Source organism: Anaeromicropila herbilytica (assembly GCF_016591975.1).
Taxonomy (GTDB): Bacteria; Bacillota; Clostridia; order Lachnospirales; family Lachnospiraceae; genus Anaeromicropila; species Anaeromicropila herbilytica.
The window spans coordinates 1,394,615-1,414,952 of sequence record NZ_AP024169.1 but is presented as its reverse complement, the minus strand read 5'-3'; the positions used below and the strand labels follow the sequence as shown (position 1 = coordinate 1,414,952).

General features: G+C 32.9%; 19 protein-coding genes. 1 reads left to right on the top strand and 18 read right to left on the bottom strand.

Features of this window, described 5'->3' with window-relative positions:
* Positions 1-12 precede the first annotated feature (12 nt).
* Positions 13-264 (top strand): hypothetical protein, encoded by a 252-nt coding sequence (locus tag bsdtb5_RS06180; protein WP_271715158.1) that lies wholly within the window; start codon positions 13-15, stop codon positions 262-264.
* 208 nt (positions 265-472) lie between these two features.
* Here the strand turns inward: bsdtb5_RS06180 and bsdtb5_RS06175 are convergent, their stop codons facing one another.
* The 18 genes from bsdtb5_RS06175 to bsdtb5_RS06090 form a co-directional block, all read right to left on the bottom strand.
* On the bottom strand, positions 473-1,816 hold the full coding sequence (locus tag bsdtb5_RS06175) for a metallopeptidase domain-containing protein (protein WP_271715157.1): 1,344 nt from the start codon (positions 1,814-1,816) through the stop codon (positions 473-475).
* Positions 1,817-2,065: 249 nt separating this feature from the next.
* Positions 2,066-3,034, bottom strand: a complete 969-nt coding sequence (locus tag bsdtb5_RS06170; RefSeq protein ID WP_271715156.1) for an FAD:protein FMN transferase — start codon at positions 3,032-3,034, stop codon at positions 2,066-2,068.
* A 3-nt stretch (positions 3,035-3,037) separates the two neighbouring features.
* Entirely contained in the window at positions 3,038-3,433 is a 396-nt protein-coding gene (locus tag bsdtb5_RS06165; protein WP_271715155.1) for an FMN-binding protein, read from the bottom strand.
* Entirely contained in the window at positions 3,433-4,080 is a 648-nt protein-coding gene (locus bsdtb5_RS06160; RefSeq protein ID WP_271715154.1) for a TetR/AcrR family transcriptional regulator, read from the bottom strand. Before bsdtb5_RS06160 ends, bsdtb5_RS06165 begins: the two co-directional genes overlap by 1 nt.
* Before the next feature lie 374 nt (positions 4,081-4,454).
* On the bottom strand, positions 4,455-5,345 hold the full coding sequence (locus tag bsdtb5_RS06155) for an AraC family transcriptional regulator (protein ID WP_271715153.1): 891 nt from the start codon (positions 5,343-5,345) through the stop codon (positions 4,455-4,457).
* Between the two features lie 266 nt (positions 5,346-5,611).
* Positions 5,612-6,346, bottom strand: a complete 735-nt coding sequence (locus tag bsdtb5_RS06150; RefSeq protein ID WP_271715152.1) for a LytR/AlgR family response regulator transcription factor — start codon at positions 6,344-6,346, stop codon at positions 5,612-5,614.
* Positions 6,347-6,369: 23 nt separating this feature from the next.
* Positions 6,370-8,523, bottom strand: a complete 2,154-nt coding sequence (locus bsdtb5_RS06145) for a peptidase domain-containing ABC transporter (protein ID WP_271715151.1) — start codon at positions 8,521-8,523, stop codon at positions 6,370-6,372.
* A 12-nt stretch (positions 8,524-8,535) separates the two neighbouring features.
* Complete coding sequence (locus bsdtb5_RS06140) at positions 8,536-8,721, bottom strand: hypothetical protein (protein WP_271715150.1); 186 nt, start codon at positions 8,719-8,721, stop codon at positions 8,536-8,538.
* A gap of 14 nt (positions 8,722-8,735) precedes the next feature.
* Positions 8,736-10,889: a peptidase domain-containing ABC transporter gene (locus bsdtb5_RS06135; RefSeq protein ID WP_271715149.1), complete on the bottom strand. Its 2,154-nt coding sequence runs from the start codon at positions 10,887-10,889 to the stop codon at positions 8,736-8,738.
* Positions 10,890-10,920: 31 nt separating this feature from the next.
* Positions 10,921-11,043 carry a hypothetical protein gene (locus bsdtb5_RS06130; protein ID WP_271715148.1) on the bottom strand — a complete coding sequence of 41 codons (123 nt, stop codon included), beginning with the start codon at positions 11,041-11,043 and terminating at the stop codon, positions 10,921-10,923.
* A 15-nt stretch (positions 11,044-11,058) separates the two neighbouring features.
* Entirely contained in the window at positions 11,059-13,083 is a 2,025-nt protein-coding gene (locus bsdtb5_RS06125; protein WP_271715147.1) for an ABC transporter permease, read from the bottom strand.
* Between the two features lie 72 nt (positions 13,084-13,155).
* On the bottom strand, positions 13,156-13,908 hold the full coding sequence (locus tag bsdtb5_RS06120; protein WP_271715146.1) for an ABC transporter ATP-binding protein: 753 nt from the start codon (positions 13,906-13,908) through the stop codon (positions 13,156-13,158).
* A gap of 21 nt (positions 13,909-13,929) precedes the next feature.
* Positions 13,930-17,067, bottom strand: a complete 3,138-nt coding sequence (lanM, locus tag bsdtb5_RS06115) for a type 2 lanthipeptide synthetase LanM (protein WP_271715145.1) — start codon at positions 17,065-17,067, stop codon at positions 13,930-13,932.
* Between the two features lie 91 nt (positions 17,068-17,158).
* On the bottom strand, positions 17,159-17,344 hold the full coding sequence (slmA, locus tag bsdtb5_RS06110) for a salivaricin M family lantibiotic (protein WP_271715144.1): 186 nt from the start codon (positions 17,342-17,344) through the stop codon (positions 17,159-17,161).
* A 47-nt stretch (positions 17,345-17,391) separates the two neighbouring features.
* The gene (gene slmA, locus bsdtb5_RS06105) at positions 17,392-17,577 is read right to left on the bottom strand and encodes a salivaricin M family lantibiotic (RefSeq protein WP_271715143.1); all 186 of its coding nucleotides are present in this window, start codon (positions 17,575-17,577) and stop codon (positions 17,392-17,394) included.
* Positions 17,578-17,637: 60 nt separating this feature from the next.
* Positions 17,638-17,823 carry a salivaricin M family lantibiotic gene (slmA, locus tag bsdtb5_RS06100; protein ID WP_271715142.1) on the bottom strand — a complete coding sequence of 62 codons (186 nt, stop codon included), beginning with the start codon at positions 17,821-17,823 and terminating at the stop codon, positions 17,638-17,640.
* A 451-nt stretch (positions 17,824-18,274) separates the two neighbouring features.
* Positions 18,275-18,997 carry a LytR/AlgR family response regulator transcription factor gene (locus tag bsdtb5_RS06095; RefSeq protein WP_271715141.1) on the bottom strand — a complete coding sequence of 241 codons (723 nt, stop codon included), beginning with the start codon at positions 18,995-18,997 and terminating at the stop codon, positions 18,275-18,277.
* Positions 18,998-19,023: 26 nt separating this feature from the next.
* A complete protein-coding gene (locus bsdtb5_RS06090) occupies positions 19,024-20,316 on the bottom strand; it encodes a sensor histidine kinase (protein ID WP_271715140.1) in 1,293 nt (430 codons plus the stop codon).
* Positions 20,317-20,338: the final 22 nt, after the last annotated feature.

Sequence of the window (20,338 nt, the reverse complement as noted above, 5' to 3'; positions counted from 1 at the left end):
AGGTAGTTAAGAATGTCAAAAATTATCATGGGTATTAAAGTTGAAAACCGAGAAAATATAGTTCCTAATGTTCAGGAACTTCTAACAGAACATGGCTGTGAGATTACAACTAGAGTTGGTCTTCATGTAGCATCGGAAGATAAATGCAGTCGACATGGATTAATCCTTCTAGAGTTCATTGACAATGCCGATGATTCAGCAAAGAAGCTCGAAGATGAACTTTTAGCTCTTGGCCATGTCGAAGTCCAGAAGATGGTATTTTAGTTCTACTTTTATCTTCTCCCCCTTGTACTAGATTATATATTGAATAAAACATTTGAACGAATAAGTCAGACATTTTTCAAATATCTGTCCACCAAAATATCCCGAACAATCAATTAATTCCAATCTTGATTGTTCGGGATATTTAATTAGCTGTGAGACATGTATACCTAATATCATATCTTATTACATATATTACATGTATTAACTACTATTTATCCATCTTTACATGAATGGTATAGGTATCATTTTCTAAAGCACCAATCTTTATTTCATAGCCTGTATTAACCGTTTGTTTTCCTTTTTTATCATATCCTGCAAAATTAGTAACGCCGTATTTCACAACATCTCCAGTTTTCAAGAAACCTTTCGAATCATTAACCAATCTTGTAACTCTCACGCCCTTATGGCTTTTGTTATAATACTGGCTATAGCCTTCATATTTAAAATTGTAATTACCATCGTAATCTTTAATCATATCCGCGTCTACATGAAATATTCGGATGCCGCCTTCCTGAAACAATCCTTCGTTATTATTTTCAGGAGTTATATACTCTAATACAAAGTATTCCCCGCTATAATCGCCCTTCCATTTTCCTATAGGAAGTATTAAGCAGGAACCTTTTTTACTAGCAGATGATACTCGATATGTACTGCTTGTTTTTTTATTATCTGCTACTTTTACCTCACTCTTCTTCAACCATCCGAGCATTAATTTAGAAAACGAGGAGAAATCTCCGTATGCATCTTCCATTCGTTCATAACCAGCTTCTCCATGATAATCCTCCCAATCCGTAGTAGTATCATATAAATAGTAATCTGGTAATCCCATGCAATGTCCTAACTCATGTTCCAAAACTGAAAGGTAATTCTGAATATCCGAAGAATAAGGTTGTGCATCATTAATAATATATTGTTTTACCTTCTCTCCATCAACACTAAAGTTTGGATGTTGATACCAAGTTCCTTGACATCCATACCAAAACGTTGCATTACCACCTGTTGGAATGGAGATACTGAACGCATCCATATAACCATCTGCATTCTTGTCATAATCCGAATAGTCGATCTGGCTATCATAATATTTCATTACTTCCATCATTAAATTTTCAAATCCATTATCGCATTCATAGTCATGGATCTTTCCTTTTGCAGTGTAACGATATACATTTCCTTGCACATTAAGATTTCCATAGGAAGCTTTGTTATAATACTCTTTTAAGCTTTGAACTTTTGCACCTTGTAGTGTTCCATCTCCAAATAGAACTTGTTCCATTGTATTTGGATCCAATACATCTTCTTTATATTTCACATCAGCAAAATCTATAACAAATACAAGCATTTTAACTTTTCCTATACTTGATGTCGCCATTTTCATTTTCTTAACTGGAGCTTTTATTAACGCATCGGTTGTACAGTTATCCTTCGTGGTATTCTTTACATCTTTTGCTAAGGCACTGTTACTACTACTCCACCCAAGAACAATCACTAATAAGATTGCTAATAGCTTTTTCATACTGATAATTATGTTCTTTTGCATTGTTATGGCTTTCATTTGTGTATGTCTCTCCTTACGTTATCTTCTTATTATGATGTTGGAGTCAAAGACTTTTAATAGTATACACTTATTAAAATAAGGATTTTGACCCTAACATCATTACTATTCCTTGTATAAAGAAATCATAACGTAATTTATTATTCGGGTTATTACTTATTTATTACATATTCATTAATTTTATCTGATATTCTTTATTTGCTTTTGCAAAAGGTATGAATCAGAATATCATGTTAAGAATTATTAAGCTTAAGAAAACCATATTCCTCTAAATCCAGTTTGGTCCTCCAAATAAAACTTATCTTTAAGTCCACTACTGATATATATTTCTTTTTGATCTGTAATTAATATGGCACAAATATCAGGCACAGTGCGAATAAAGTCTAATCCTTTTTCTATTCCCATCGTAAATATTGCTGTTGACAAGGCATCGGCTTTGATAGCACTATCACATACTACGGTTACACTGGCCAAATCATTCTGAACAGGTATTCCTGTTCTTGTCTCAATAATATGCCCATATACATTGCCTTGTGCAGAAAAGTTCCTCACATAATTACCAGACGTTACAACTGAAGTATCTTCACATAATAGTACTCCAACAGTCTCGCCTCTCGGACTCTCTGGATTCTGAATGCCAACTGCCCATGGCTCCCCATTCTCTTTGCCCCCTAACACTGTAACGTTGCCACCGATATTAATCATAGCAGACGATATCCCATACTTTCGGTAAATCTCTATTGCTTTATCTGTAGCATATCCCTTTGCAATCGCACCCAAATCAATTTTTTGCCCAGGATATTTTAATCCTACCGACATAGCTAACTTATCTATGTATATATTCTGATAACCAACTAACTTTATCAGTTCTTCCAATGTTTCGTTATCTGGAATTCTCTCATGATCAGAAAAAATTCCCCATTCTCGAATAACTGGTGCTAAAGTAATATCAAATGCTCCATCCGTTAATCTGGAATACTCTATACTCTTTTCAATTACCTCTAAGGTATCTGGATGGATGACTACTTTACCTAATAATCCACTATTACGATTAATTTTACTAATATCACTGTTCTCTAAGAAAAAGCTCATCCTCTTTTCAATGGATATAAGTTCTTCCTTTACTTCTTCTGATGCTTTCGTTGAATTTTCCTGATTTATAATTAATTGCGTAGTAATGGTACTCATATTATAGCTTTCAGTCTTATTATATGCCATATCTTAACCTTCTAATGCATTACGGATAGCTTCTAATATAACCTTGGAACTATTCGTTGCTCCTGAAATAGTATCTACTTTAATTGAATTCTTAGCAATTACAGTATCCACAATTGCTTCTGCTGCCTTTCCCCTCTCATTCTTATGTTCTAACAAGTTAATATCTTGAATCTTATGGTCTTTCACTGTAACTTTAACCTTAGCAGCGATAAAATTGACATCATATTTACCAATATATTGACCATCCTTAACCTTAGTCATATCAATGTCCTTAATCTCAATTGATGCAACTTCTTTCTTGTAATTCTTAACATCATATAAATACTTTACGCCACATACGGAACTAATTACTAATGTTGAACTTAACACAATTGCTATTACCATCTTCTTTACCTTCATTACTTCTCTTCCTTTCTTATCGAATCAATAATAATATGAAATAAATAATCAACAGATTCATATACATCAACTTCTAAATACCTCTTAATGTATTCCTTCTTATAATTCATTAAATGTGCCATTCCAAGTAGGGCTGACCACATTGCCAAAAAGGTCTGTCCTATGTCTAGATCATCTCGAAATTCACCCTTTTGAATTCCTTCTTTTAAGGTTTCTGTTAGTACTTTGACTAGAAATTGTCCTTCCTCGTAACACTTAGCTGCAATCTCATTTTGTAACAAAGTATCAATATCTTTATTCTCAAAATCAACAATTGCTTTAAATTCTGCTGCATTCGTCTGATTGAAATCAATCAAAATAAGGGCAATGCGTTTTAATCGTTCAGCCTCACTAACAATATCATGATCCTTAATCTCAGTACTGATTTGTACATTCATCTTCTGATATGCACGAATTACTACTTCATAGTAGATCTCCTCCTTCGATGTAAAGTAACTATAGATCGTTCTCTTTGTAAATCCGCATTCTTTAGCCAATTCATCCATGCTGGTTGCCTCAACACCTTTACGGTAGAATATAATCTCAGCAGAATCTATAATGGCTTTCTTTCGAATATTTCTGTCTTGTTCTCTAATATCTTCTCTCACTCTAATTATCAAACCTTTCTTATTGGCTGTACACTTTTCTATTTGTATCTATTTGTAAGAAAATAAAAATCTATTGCGATTGGTATAATGATGGTGTACATTTGTATACCGTCAGTATACTTCCTGTTTTTCTACCTGTCAACACTTTTTTATCTTATTTTTAAGCTCTCACTCTACCCTGTTTCACATGCATTCCTTACAGTAATACATGTGAAACACGTAAGATAGGAACGATATTTTCATCACAGCACCACATACTAAAATAAGTGTAAATGTTAAAGCAATATTGAAATGCTCTAACACTTACACTTATATAGTAATTAATTCCAACTATAATATTATTATTTAACTTCTTAATACTTTTTTATTAATATTTACTTTTTCTTGATTGGTATCCATAGTTCACAGAACATTCCTGGTTCACCTTTTTCGTAATAGATTTCATAATCGGTAGCATCTGTTGACTCATAACCCATCTGTGGTAAAAACTCTTTATAGAATTGATTCCACTTCTCTCCAATACAATTTCCGTCACTTCCCATACATTTAAATACAACATACGTACAAGGTTCTACCTCCCAGATTCGATATCCAGCCTTACACATCTCATCTTCATCAAACATACTGGTATCTTGATCTAGTAAGATACCTATTCCATAATCAAACGTCTCTGACCCTACTTTTGTAGGAGAACAAAGGCCATATAGGTCTTTTTTGCCATCTGGACGTAAGTTACGGAGTGGTTCAACAAGATTCTTGTTATGACATTCACTCCAAAAATCAGGTACCTTATTATTAACTTCATCATTAATATGTTCATTACTAAATGCCCTTATTAGTGCAAGGTACCTCTGTGCTTTTGTTTCTTCAATTCTGTAATCCATAATGATTCCACCTTCCAAACTAATTTTAATTATCAACGGATTAAAGAGGCATAGTTTGGTTCCAGTCTTCTTTGCATACTTCGGTGCTACACCATGAAATCTAGTAAATGCTTTTGTAAAACTTTCTGGTGTGTCATACCCGTACTTTAAGGCAATATCAATTACCTTTCCATTTTTCTCTAATAATTCTTGCCCAGCTAAGGAAAGCCTTCGATTTCTGATATATTCATTCGCAGTCATTCCCGCCATAAAACTAAATGTTCTATGAAAGTTATAGCTCGACATGTTAACCTGCCTTGCCACGTCTTCATAATTGATCTCATCTAGTAAATGAGCTTCCATGTAATTGATTGCCTTTTGCAATGTCTCTGTCCACTCCATATTCTCCCTCCTTCGTTGTTACAAGCATATTATAAGTGTATTACGGATTACTTTCCTTTCTTCTCTTGCTTAAATATGTCAAGTTTACTGACCTTTGAGCTTTATAATTGACTTCCATCATATTTACACTAATTAATTTATCTAAAATATAGATAACAAAGAAAAAGAAGTTTGTAAATCAGCTATTTATCACTGAAATACAAACTCGTTTCCTAATACTTGAAAGTCTTCTGTTAGACCTTATATCAGTAACTTTCACCTTATTTTTATGGCTGAAACTTTTTTTTAAGAAGTTTTAGGCCCACATATGATAACACGCAATTTTGCCCATTTGTTAGAACCAATTTCATATTCTTATAATCAATTTCTTGAATCTTTTCACTATTGATAATGGCGGATTGGTGGCATCGAATAAATCTCTCATCAAGCTGTTTCATAAGATCCTTTAGATTAGCATAGATTTCTAGCCTACGGTTTTCAGCTGTTAACATTACCTTATGGGGCGTGGTGAGGGTTTCAATAATAATTATGTCTTGATAACTTACCTTTACTTTTTTGTCCTTGCTATTAATCATTAGACAATTATGGCCTTCATTTTCCAACATATTCCTTTTATTAAAAGCCTTGCTGATACAATCTGATATCTGTGGAGTCATTTTGTCTAAATCATCTTTTACAATATAATCTAAAGCTTCAATTTTATACTCAAAAGTCATAGAAGTGAATTCAGGATGATTCGTAATAAAAACAATGGATCCCTTCATATCGAAATTACGTATCTTTTCTGCTAATTCAATCCCATTGATATCCGTATTCAAATCCACATCCAAAAAATATAATGAACTGTCATTTTCCTGTTCCACCAGCTTTATTACCTCATAAGGGTCACTTCCTACATACTTAATTTGTATATCAGGAGTTTTTTCTTTTCTATACTCTTCAATTGTCTTCACTAGAAATTTACGTTGTATTTCACTATCTTCACAAACATAAATGTTCATATTATGTCCCTCCTAACATCATGTTACGCAAGACTAACTGCATTCTCAACAATATTATATAGATTGGAATATACGCCACCTTGTTGCATCAATTCTCCATGGGTTCCCATCTCTTTAATTTTACCTTTTTCTAGCACAATGATATTGTCACAATCTATTATGGTAGATAATCGATGCGCTATGATTAATCTCGTACATTTCATTGTTTCAAAATAGGATGATACTCTTTGTTCATTTTCATTGTCTAAGGCACTGGTTGCTTCATCTAGAATAATAAGCTCTGGATGATTTAAAAGTGCTCTAGCCAACACAATTCTTTGTCTTTGCCCACCTGATAAGTTCATTCCCATATCAGAAACCAAAGTCTGATACTTCATAGGCATTTTTTGTATTTCTTCATCTATCTGTGCTATTTTTGCCACTTGTATTACCGTTTCTTCATCTACTGTTCGATGTAGGCAGATATTCTCATAGATGGTTTTATTAAATAAAGTCATATCTTGTGGCACAACTCCAACCTGACGCCTTAGATTCACTTTATGCAACTCTTCTATATTAACTCCATCAAACAGAATATGACCACTATGTGGTTCATAAAGACCCATAATTATCTTTACAAGTGTGCTTTTTCCCGACCCTGAAGCACCCACTATGGCAACTTTTTCACCTTGATTTATATGCAAAGAGACATCTTCTATGACATTTGCAGAATGATTGGTATATGAAAAAGATATATTCTCAAGTTTAATATCTCCCTTAATTTTTAATTCTATAGGTTGCAAAGGTTGTTCTTCTACATCTGCATCAACTATGTCTGTAATTCTTTCCAGATAAGAAGTCGCTAACATAAAGGAATTCACTATTTGAAATACTGACATACCTGTTGTGAATAGATTTCCAGCCAGTGTATATATAGCTATGGCTTCTCCCATTGTCATTTGGTTATCCATGTATTGAAATATGCCAATGGATAACATAACAAGAGGGGCTAAGATCTGGAGTACTGATAACACAGAATCATTGATATTCTTAACCATGTATTTTTGCTTATAAGCATCCAGACTTTTTACATATCTTTCATTCCAGCTATCCAATATATCCTCTTCTAAGCCTGCAATCTTAATGCCAAATGCTGAATAAACAGCCTCTACCTGAACTCCCTGTAATTTAGTATCTTCCATAATCTCACATTGATTCGCTTCCATCATGGCCGGTTTCATTTTAACAATAAAGAGAATGTTGATAACAAGAAATAGTATTGCTACACCTGTTAACAAAAGGGACTTACTAAGCATATACCCAAGAATAAATAGCATCATTCCAAACTGTAAGATTCCCTGAATAATTTGTTCTGATATTAGATCCCTAATCACTGGCAAACAATTCAAGCGAAATAACAAATCTCCATTGGACCTATTTTCAAAAAATCGGTAGGGTAGATTCAACATTTTATGAAAGGTATCTCTAGTTAAATATTGATCAATATTGAGTTGTAAGTCGAGTATTTTCTGTCCTCGGTAAAAAGTAACCGAACTGATTAGGAACATGATAAGTATGACAACCAGATAATATTGGTTACTGAAGGTTGGGTTACTTGATAGACTTATTCCATCCGTTAATTTTTGTATCACCACAGGTATACTTAACTGAACTAGATACAACAGAGAGGAAGCAATAGTAAGTTTTACATAAAGTTGTTTTTTAACTTTGATATGCTGTATTATTTTTATCCAAAGATTTTCTCGTTCATTAACAGGATGAAAGTTCTCAGTAGGTTTTATCACCATGATAATTTCTGAATAACTTTTTGAAAAATCTTGCAATTTGATTTTTCTTCTCCCTACTGCTGGATCTACCAATACTGCTGCCTTATCATTTATGCTTTCTAAAATCACAAAATGTTCCTCTTTCCAATAAATAATGGCTGGCATTGGCAAACCGAGTAAAGCTCTGGTTTCTGCTTTATAAACTTTTGTTTCTAAACCGCTGTCTTCTAGGTACTTGGATAAAATAGATATTTTTAATCCGTCACGACCTACATGCAGCCTATCTCGAATATTTCGCATGCTTACAAAACTTTTATAATACCGCATTATCATAGCAACACAGCATAATCCACATTCTGTTTGTCGCATTTGTTGAATATATGGAACTTTTCTCATGTGTGTTGTTTTCATCTTCTCATCTCCTTACTTCATATGCAATTTTGACAAGATGGATCTAGTTTCTTTCACGCGGCTACTATAATTTTCTTTCATATAGTCAATATTTGTGTTATGAAATCCTGTTGCTACAATTCCATCTGCTTCTTGAACCGATAACTGGGTAATCTGATACTGTTTGCTATCTGCTTTTTTCTTCAATTTTTCTAACATAATATCCCCCCTTACTAGGCTGTTTTGACTTGATTCTTTCCTTGACTTTGATATAAGGTATAATAGATTTCTTTCTTCTCCATTAATTCTTCATGTGTACCACATTCAGCAATTTGACCATTATCCATTACCAGAATTTTGTCTGCATCGATAATAGTGGACATTCTATGCGCTATTACAATTCTGGTACTACCATTCTCTTCAAAATACTTGGATACTTTCTTTTCATTTATAGAGTCCAGTGAACTAGTTGCTTCATCCAGAATGATCAGTTTTGGATTATTAACAACAGCTCTGGCAAGTATAATCCTTTGCCTTTGTCCTCCTGAAAGATTCATTCCCATATCCGAAATTAAGGTATTATATTTCATTGGCATTTCCTCAATTTCTTCACTTATTTGCGAAATGTTTGCTGCATTTTTAACTACTTCCATATCTACTTGTCTACTATCTAATATTATATTTTTTAAAATGGTCTTATTGAATAAGGTCATATCCTGTGGTACTACACCTAACTGCTTTCTTAAATGCCGTTTATCCACTTCTGATATACTAACACCATCATAGAAAATATCCCCAGCAGTTGGTTCATATAATCCTAGCATCAGTTTCGTCAAGGTACTCTTACCCGATCCAGATGATCCCACGATTGCAACTTTTTCACCTCTATTGATTGTAAAGCTTATATTTTCAATCACATTTTGTGAGGTATTGGTATATGCAAATGACACATTTCTAAATTCAAGGCTTCCTGTTATATCAATATTTAATGCATTTTCAGGTTTCTTTTCTTCTTTGGCCTCCGTAATATCATTAACACGTTCCAGATAGGAGGATGCAAGTTCAAAATCGTTCCACATATTAAATAAAGAAACACTTGTTCCAATAAAAACGCTTGCAAGTGAATAACATGCTACTACTGCACCAACTGTCATATTACCTGTTACACTGAGTTTTAATCCTAGTAATAATATGAAAAATGGTCCCACCGTACGAAATACGGTTATTGTTGTAGTGTAAATATTCATAATGAAATTTTTCTTTTGGTAAGCCTTCATACTTTTCTTGTATGTTTTATTCCAATCATCAAAGATTTCCTCTTCCATTCCTGCAGTCTTAATACCAAACATCGCGTAGACCGTTTCTGTTTGCATCGTCTGTAAGGCTGTATTCTCAATAATCTGCTGCTGATTGGCATTTAGAATGAGTGGTCGTATTAGTACAATAAAAAATCCGTTTAATGCAAAGATACCTAAGGTAACCATCGCAAGCAAATAAGATTTATTTGCTAAATAGGTAATGATTACAATGGCGTAACCTAGCTGTATAACCCCATTAATGATATGCTGTGCAATCAGATCTCTAATAATGTTCAAACTACTTAAGCGAAACAAGAGGTCACCATTAGCTCTACTTTCGAAGTATTTATAGGGTAACTGCATTAATTTCGTGAACGTACTTTTGATTAAATGTCTGTCGACCTCCATCTGTAGCAATATGACGCTTTTTTGTCTGATAAAGGACATAAATCCATAAAGTAATACGGTAAATACTATGAAGTAAATACAGTATTTTACCTTCATTTGCGCTTCTTGCTTTAAGGTTAAATCTATCATATTTTCAATCAATATTGGTAGGAAAAGCTGAATACCATATGTGATAATAGAAATGATGGCCGTCTGCAAAAATATTCCTTTTTTTTGTCCAATTCGCTTTAATAAGTCACCCCATATCCAACCTCTTCTTTTAACAGGCATAAAACATGAGTTAGGTGTCACCTTCAAAATATCTCCATGATAGGATGTTATAAACTCTTTATAACTCTTCTTAATTCTTCCATAAGCTGGATCAATCACTATGGCATATTTTTGATTAATAGATTCCAAAATAGCATATTGCTCATTCTCTAAGAGGAGGATTACGGGTTGTTTTAATTCCAAAAGTTCTTCTGCCTTAAGTGATAAAATCGTTGTATCCATCCCTTTTAATCTAAAATATCTCTCCATAAATTTAAGTTCTAGGCCATCTCTTCCAACCTCTAATTCTTCTCTAATTGCTCCCAGTGTTTCATTACTGTAATAATATTTTAAAATCATGGCAATACAGCACAAACCACATTCGGTTTGCTGCATTTGTTCTACATAAGGAACACGTTTTGAATGCTTCATATTAACCTCACCCCCTCTCTTTAATACTTCATTATTTGCTCTTCTTTCTGATAAACTTAACGATGAAAAGCGCTAGTATAGTAACACCAAATATAACAATGAGTGGTATCCAAGTATCTTGAACACTTTGAATTACATTATTCCAGTTTCCCATTTTCCTTCTCCTTTCCTACTCTTTATCAATTGCAATGTTACCTCCTAAAATACTACGACAACTAAAATAAGTGATTACAAAATAACTTCCATAAATAATTAGAAATAGTACAAGGGTAAATCCTACATTTGAGCCAATCTGCAGCCCTAATCCTCTTCGTACCATGCTAAGTATTTTGGGTAACCCCACAAGAGTATAAATGATAGCTAACAAAAGAGGTGTACCAAAATATACTACAATTTGCCTCAATATTGCCTTATTACACATTCCCTTATCCACACCTAGATTCTTTAGCATCTGATAACGATAGACGTTATCTACGGTTTCTGTTAATTGTTGCAAAGCCAATATAGAAACTGATATGATTAAAAATACAATTCCCATATAACAACACACAAAAGCAACCAAGGCAAATCCACCATAATATATAACATTTAACATAGACTTTGTGAAAAACTTGTAAGGACAGTCTGAGCCACCAATTAATTTCAGTATTTGATTATCAAAGCTTTCTGGCTCTACTCCTTTTTGTAAATGTGCATTAAGAACGACTAATGTTGGTGTTAACTCCTTTGCCACCTGATCACTGACAATAATTGTCCCCTTATCATTTGCTCCAACTGGAGACAGATAGTAAATAACCTCCTGAACCTTAAGTTCTGCAGGTGTCAGTGTTTGGTCTCCTACAGTTATATGACCTTTTTTCCCAAGATAGTTCGCAAGTAGTTCTTTCGTACCTTTATAACAACTATTAAAGATATATTGATCATCATTCAGTTGTATCTTATCTTTTCCCTGGCTTACAAGAATTTTATTGTAATCAGAAATAGACATGATTGGCATGTTCTCCTGTGGTAAATCTTTATCCGTATCCCACAAAAGACTGGTATCTGGAAGAACTTGATTGTACTGTAACGATTTATCCTCTATGATATGAATTTCTAATTTCTTCTCCAAGTAATCATCTGTCTTAATCTTGTGTTCCTGTAGGTAATCGGTAATACTCTGCCCTTTTACAACCTTAGGATTATCTAACTCCTGATAGATACTAACTTCATAAGGTGCTGCTGAATCAGCATTATTATTTAAGGTAAATGCCATTCCCATACCTGTTGAGACAATTACCATAGTTGCTGTTAACAAGAGACACACTACAGTAATAGTTACAAAGTTCGTTTGAATTTTGGAGCTAATCTGACGTAAGACAAATACATTAATATTTTTGTAGTACCACTTACTATTTCTTTTTAGTAGTGAAAGAAATACTGTGAAAAAAGAATAGATCAGGCACCCTGTTCCCAATATAACAAAGGCAGCACTTATCAAAAATTCAGGAGAATCTGCCTTTAACCCATTTCCTTTATATATCAACCATAAGGCACTAAAAAGCATTGCAATTCCAACTAAGAATATTCCAACAATTACTTTAATACTTTTAATATTTAATTGCTCATTTACTCTACCTGCATTCATTAAATCAATCAATTTCACTTTACGAATCATTCGCACATTAAAAAGAATGACAAGTACAAAAATAATTACAAAAGCGATCAATGTATTTCCCAAAGAAGTCATGGAAAAAGAAAATTGATAAGAAGACAAGTCGAATGCAAATAATCGTAATGCAAGAATCGATATTCCCTGTGACAACACACTTCCAACTGTAATTCCTGCTAGAAAAGAAATGATTCCAACTAATATAATCTCGGTTACAAAAATACTTGAAATACGTCTGTTTTCCATGCCTAGCAGCATATAGATTCCTAGTTCCTTCTTTCGTCTTTTTAGTAAAAAGTTATTTGCATATATGATCAAAAAGGATAGGATAACAGCTACGAACTTGGATAAAACCGACATCATTGTAATCAATTGCTTGGAAAGATTCTTCGTTGCAGTACTGGTGGCAGTTTCAAAAGCACTTTGTGAACCTAAAGAATTAAAAGCATAAAACAAAGCAATTGCAATCATTAAGGTTAAAAAATATACACCATAATCTTTAAAATTCTTTTTTACATTATTCCAGCTAATTTTTAAGTACATGCTAACTCCTCTCTGCTTGCTTTGGCACGCATATTAATCAAGATATTGAAAAATATTTTATTGTTTTTCAACTTATTCACCTCCAAGCAAGGCTACGTATCCCAGAATACGTTCATAAAATTCTTCTCTTGTCTCTTCCTTACGGAGTACTTCCTTGAAGATCTTACCATCCTTGATAAATAGGATTCGTCTACAATAACTTGCTGTATAGGTATCATGTGTAACCATCAATATAGTTGCTTGTAATTTCTGATTCATCGTCTCTAGATTAGAGAGAAGCATCTTAGCTGATTTGGAATCCAGGGCACCTGTTGGCTCATCTGCTAGTACCAGAGATGGTTCACTTACAATTGCTCTTGCAGCGGATACCCTTTGCTGCTGCCCTCCTGACATCTGATATGGGTATTTTTCCAATACACCTTCAATTCCAAGAGTTTTGCCAATCTCATTAATTCTACATTCCATATCTTTTACTGGTATTTTTTTTATAGACAAAGCTAAGGAAATATTCTCGTAGGCTGTTAACGTATCCAGCAGATTAAAATGTTGAAAGATAAAACCTAATTTTTCTCTACGAAATGCAGCTACTTCTTTCGGCTGTAAGCTGGTAATGTCTTTCCCATCAATTTTAATTTCACCAGATGTAATTGTATCAATTGTGGAAATACAATTTAGTAACGTCGACTTACCTGAACCTGATGGTCCCATAATACCCACGAATTCACCCTTGTTCACCTGAAATGATATTCCGTCAATTGCCTGAGTTATGTTATCCTTTCTTCCATATTGTTTATAAATATCTGTTACTTTTAGAATTTCGCTCATTTTTATCACCTTTCTTTATAGCTATAAAGTTTGTAAGGCTAATATATTTGCTATAATCTGTTGATTGGTACTTTCCTCTAATAATCCTAGACTGATGCCAGTTTTACCTACCATAAGCCCCCAATCCTCCATATAATAAATATCCCCTTCCTGTTTTACCAAGTAATTCTCTATCAAACTATCAAGAGTAGCTTTACACATTTCATGCATAGTATCTGAATGTTTAAAGTTACTAGCGTACCGTAAAACAGAGATGGTACCCATATCACCGTGGCATATACTAGAATCGTAACCTAATCCACATTCCTTAAGCTGTTCTATTAATAAATCTATTTCTGTAGAGAGGGCTTCTTCTCCATACCCTGCTTCATACAGTATTATTTTTGAAAGTAGTAATCCACAGATGCCGTTACACCAAGAATAATACTTTGTATTTTCTCTAAATATCCAACGGTTCGATGACTTATCAAAGCATTTCTCACGTTCATATTTAAGTCCTTTTGCTATCATCTCATCAATTCTTTCATCTTCTATCATACCTTTCACTCTAGATAATTGACTTATGATACCTGCATTTCCATGTGCATAGCCAATATCACCATTTTGAGTCCACGTTAACATATTTGTATCCACAGTAATTGCATTATCATAGATTATATTCACAATTCGCTCCGTCAATTGCTTAAGTTTATCCTTCTTGTGATATAAAGAGCTATGATACAATTGCACCAATACACCTAACATACCAGCTAGACCGGACAATACGTCAAGATTCTTAATATATAAAAGATTCTGTTTACTGAGACTCAGTATATGATCAATACGTTGTAATACTTCTGTTGTCTCAGCTTCTTGATATACCCCTTTATTGATTAAACTTAATGCAGCAATGATATAAGAGAATATACCTGCAAAAGCACCAAATCCCATCATATCAATTTCTGCTTTTCCTGCTGTATCTATATGACGTTCTACAGAATGCATAATCTCTTTTGCTCGTTCTAAATATGTGCTTTCACTAGTAGCTTCTGCCATTTGTACAAATAGAAGTGCAATACCAGAATTTCCTTTATATAGATCCCATCCAACTGGATTAATGGAGTAATAATTATCGCCAAAGCCATTATAGCAAATCCAACTATACTCTTTCTTTCCGCCAACATCACAAGTAAAACTTCTACTTAATATTTTCTCTCCTAATCCTTTCGCTAAAAGTAAATAGTCATATGTTTTATCTGAACTATAACAAAGCTTTGTTCCTGTATCATCTTGCATATCTACTTCCATCTTACAACCATAATAGCTCATATTAATAAGGGATATCTGACGTTGTAAGTCAACTAAATCCATATCCTGAATTTTATCCATAATCTCCTCTAGAATTGTTTTCTTATAATGACAGAAAACTGGCTGATTCTTATGGTTGTATGCTATCTTACTGTCTGACATAATATGAAAAGAAGGAATATCTCCTTTTAACATTGATTCTATTTCTGTTTGATATATATCTTTTTCTATAAATGGCTCATTCTTTTTAATTAACAACCCAATTCTGTGAAAATAGAATCTTCGATCCATATTATCATGCAATAAATCTGGATGATAACTGGTTGATAACACTTGTGTGTAATCATTGGTTGCCTTATATATCACACGACATTCTACATTTTCAAATATTTCCCGAACCATATTTTTATATTGAATTTTATTTGCTAATATCCACTGATAGGTTCTGATAAAACCTTTCTTCACATATTGAATGTATCCATTTCCACCCACTGCCTTGCCCTTGTATAAAGGATAATTTTCTGCATCCGCAATATCTTTATTGACATATTCGACCTTTATCTCATCTGAATCGAAGTTTTTAATAATTTGCGTTTTATAAGGTGACTTTTTAGGCCTTCCTGATCCAATAGCTCCAATTTCCATTACATCATTGGTATTAAAATTCTGTAATAAGGATGGTAAAATCATTACACCGTCAACAGAATTTTGTACTTTCCTGTGGATATAGGCTTCTATAGAATCAAAGCCATTCTTACTGTTATATTCATCGGTATGAAGTATGGCTTCTAAGTCAATTAAAATCGGTTCATTTCCTCTGGCAATTAGATTTTCACAATGACAATCCTTTGAATTTATGGAATATAACAGACATAATAACTGACCCATTTTTATATAGAACTGTGTAACCTCTTCCATACTTTGGCATTCTGAATGCTCTATAAATTCCATCCAACCTGCATTCTCTATACTATAATGCTTGCAACTTGTTAATGGATAAAACTCAGCTACGTTTCCATTTACCCATTGTAAAAATGCATCGAAGCTTTTCTCAATGGAGAAGTTTCTAGGTTTATACATAATGGTCTTTTTTTCAAAGATAAGTGTTGCCACCATTTTTCCTTCATTATGTGTATCACCATTTCCCAGTATTACTTTATTTAAACTACCTAACGTATTTCCGTCATTTAGGTTATTTTCAATTTCAGCTATATTTTTCTCTGTATTATCTAATATTTCCTCCATGTATCTAAGGGTATATGCAACAGTTCGAGTCATTTCTTGATATAGTACTGGATATCTGTTATATATCTTACTTACATAATCTTTATTCTTTAACAGATAATCATTAAAATACCTTCCTCTGTCGTCGCTTGTGTTCCCCTTTAACAATTCTTCCTGCTTGGCAGTGTTCATCTCGATGATTAGCACTCTGTAACTCATGGCGGTAAGCTTAGCAGTGATACTTTCAATCGTTGCTTTAAGCAAAGTCTCTTTACTCTGAATCAATTTGTAATTCTCAACTTTTTTTATAAATGTAACAATCGGTTTTAATAGCACTGGTTGAAAGAAATACACCCAATGATTATTTGTTGATAATGTAATTAGCATATTATCAATTATTTCTATTTCAATTTCTTTATCAGTACTAGATTCTACTTGTGAAAAAAGGTTATGAATCTCAATAGCCATGTTCTCCGAAGAGTAAGATTGGCTTTTCTCTGCTAGAGACTCTATGGTACATCCGGATATATTATAGATGATGTCTTCCACTTCCGTTTGAGATCTTTCTGGAAATAAACTCAACCAAAAGTCTATTTTTTCATGTTGCTTTGTTTGCTCTGTTAAATGCATCGTATTTTTAAGATTCATACTCCGTTCCTTTCTCTCACTTACATTTTCTTTGAATGAATAGGGTTAGATTACAAGGAACCTAACCCTATTTCATTTATTTCAGTTTCATTTATTTGCCACAAGATACGTTATTAGAAGTACATTCATAAGATATTGTAGGAAAACCTCCGCACTTTCCTGCTAATGTTAATTGAATGGCTGTGCTAATTCCTGCTCCTGCTTTTTCATCAAGATCTTGCTCTTTGATTTCCTCTACTACGTTTTCAATTGGTTTTACTTCATTTTCTTTGCTCATGTTTTTGCTCTCCCTTTTTATAATTTTTTATTTGCATTTTAATTTAATTATTTACCACAAGATACATTATTGGATGTACATTCATAAGAAATAGTAGGCATTCTGCCGCACTTTCCTGCTAATGTCATTTGAATTGCTGTACTAATTCCTGCTCCTGCTTTTTCATCGAGGTCTTGTTCTTTGATTTCCTCTACTACGTTTTCGATTGGTTTTACTTCTTTTTCTTTACTCATGATTTTTCTCCCTTTCTTTTTATAAGATTTCTTTTTATAAGATTTTGTTATGTAAATTAATTATCTGTCACAACGTTTATGATCCGAACTACATTCATAAGATAAAGTAGGAACTGCTCCACATCTTCCTGCTAATGTCATCTGAATTGCTGTGCTAATTCCTGCTCCTGCCTTTTCATCAAGGTCTTGTCCTTTGATTTCTTCTACTACGCTGTCAATTGGCTTAACATCCTTTTCTTTGCTCATTGTTTTTTCTCCCTTCCTTGTTTTTTTTAATATGTTAGGTAATTGTAACCTTGCTATGCATAATCAATTGATTACACTTCATGCATTACGTAATTCTGTATCTACCAACCCCTCAAAATTATGTACTTCTGGTTTTATCAACTACCTTTTCGTATATAAGTTCAAGCTTTTCACTGGAAGTTGTTCCAATGATTTCCTTGACTATATGCATATTATACATTGGAAATATGCTGTGAAATCATATCATGCATAGATTATAAAGATTCCATCTTATTGCATACTCCTTGCTTCTTCTAATGTCATTTTCGCTATATTTTCTGTCATTTACGTAGATCCTTTCTTACTTAATCACGGATAAATTATTCCAATAGAGAACTCGAAGAAGTTTCCTCGTAAATTAAAAAAAGAGTAAGCAAAATATCATTTCACTTACTCTTATCAAAGAAATCCATTATTTAATATATTTAAGTCCTCGTACGGATATCAAACATGACTGTCCATTTTTTAGATAGATCATTCGCTTCTTCTTATCAACTTCTTTTATGTAATCTTGATTGACAATATAAGACCTGTGGCACCTGATAAACCGACTATCCAGTTTATCCTCAATATCCTTCATGTTACTATAGAATTCAATCTGCCTATTCTCTGCATATAGGGTAATTTTATGTATTGTTGGAGATGTTTCAAAACATATTATTTTACTATATTCTATTAAGACTACTTTATCTTTTGTATGTATATAAAACACTTCACCCCTGTCGTCACCACTGGATGCAAAGCTTTTAAATGCATACATAAGACACTCTCTCACTCTTTTTGATACCATGTCAAAATCATCTTTTATGATATAGTCTAATGCCTCAACCTTATATTTAAAGGTTAAATAACTAAGTTCAGCATGAGTTGTAATAAATATGACAAATCCACTCGGGTCTCTTTGGCGTATTTTCTCAGCTAGTTGGATTCCATTGATATCTGTCTTTAAATCAACATCCAAAAAGTAGATTCCTGTTCCGCCTTTTTCATCAATATCATCAAGAATTGCATGAGGATTTTTTGTCGCCAAAGCTAGTTTCATATCCATATCTTCAATCATAACGGTATCTAAAACTGCTTTCTTAACCTTTTCTAACTGCTCTTGATTATCTTCACAAATATATATATTGATCATAGTACCCTCCTAGTGTATTTTCATACTTAACACGGTCTTATTTCCATTATCTGTTTAAACTCATAGTTTTCGACTACGGTTTCCATATCACAGTTCGAATATTTTGATATAATTTCTTTTAAGTTACTTAGGCCTAATCCCCTGTTATCACCTTTTGTAGAATAACCTTTCTGATACAGCTGAAATATATTCAAACGTTCTTCTTTGCAGCTATTAATTATTATAATAAGTTTTGAATTCTTCTTTATAAGCAAACCCAATTGTAATGTCTTCTGCTTAGTCTCTAAGGCTGCCTCAATGGCATTATCCAGCAAGATACCTATCATACGACATATATCGATTGGGTTAAGTTCCGTTATTTCTATTTGTTCTGCAATATCAATGCTTACGTTAATTCCTGCTTCTCTAGCTTTTACTATTTTGATAGCTATTAAACCTTTTAACTCTCTTTGCTTTATATTGGATAAGCGCACAAGTTGAAAATCTAATGATTTCATCTCGTGAGTAAAGGCTAAAACATTATGATCAAAAAAATCAATCAAGCCATCCATGTCTCTCTCTTCCATATATCCTACCATAGAGGCTAATACGTTCATATAATCATGCCTTACTTTTCTCATATCATTGTAGATGTACTCCAAATTCTCGGTATAAGTCTGCAATTGCAGTAATTCCAACTGTTTTCTTGCAACCTTTTCTTCTTTTATACTAGAAGTATACATCAAATATAACAATATAATAAAAAATAAAGATCCTATGATATACATCACAACATCAAAGATTCCCACCTCTGTCGTATGAATGGATGTATAAATTCCTACAAATAAGAATAACCCAAATAAAATTGCCCAGAATTTAAAATTACGATTTTTTACAATGCTTAATTCCGTTCCATTTCGTGAAATATATCTCCTAATTACCATACTTGTAAGAAATAAAACTATATCAAAAATAATCATTACTATTAAACGAACATAAGGTTTATTTCCTATCATAGCATATCTTTTGGCTCCAATTAATAATAAGGTTACTCTTCCAAAGATTTGATTGCATATTAATAAATAAATCATGGATAAGACACATGAAATGCAATTGGTAAAAACATTATGATTTAAAGCAATTAATAACACAAGAAAACTAATAAATACAATGATTCCTAAAATAAATACTGATTGGAATATATCATAAATAAGACTTATAAATATAATACATAGTATTGCTCCTTGTATAAATCTTTTCTTATTCAATATTTCTGTAAAATTGTATAGAACCAGTATATATGCCAAGATAGACAGTATTAAATAGAAATAAACAATCATAATTCTCCCCTATACCCCTCTA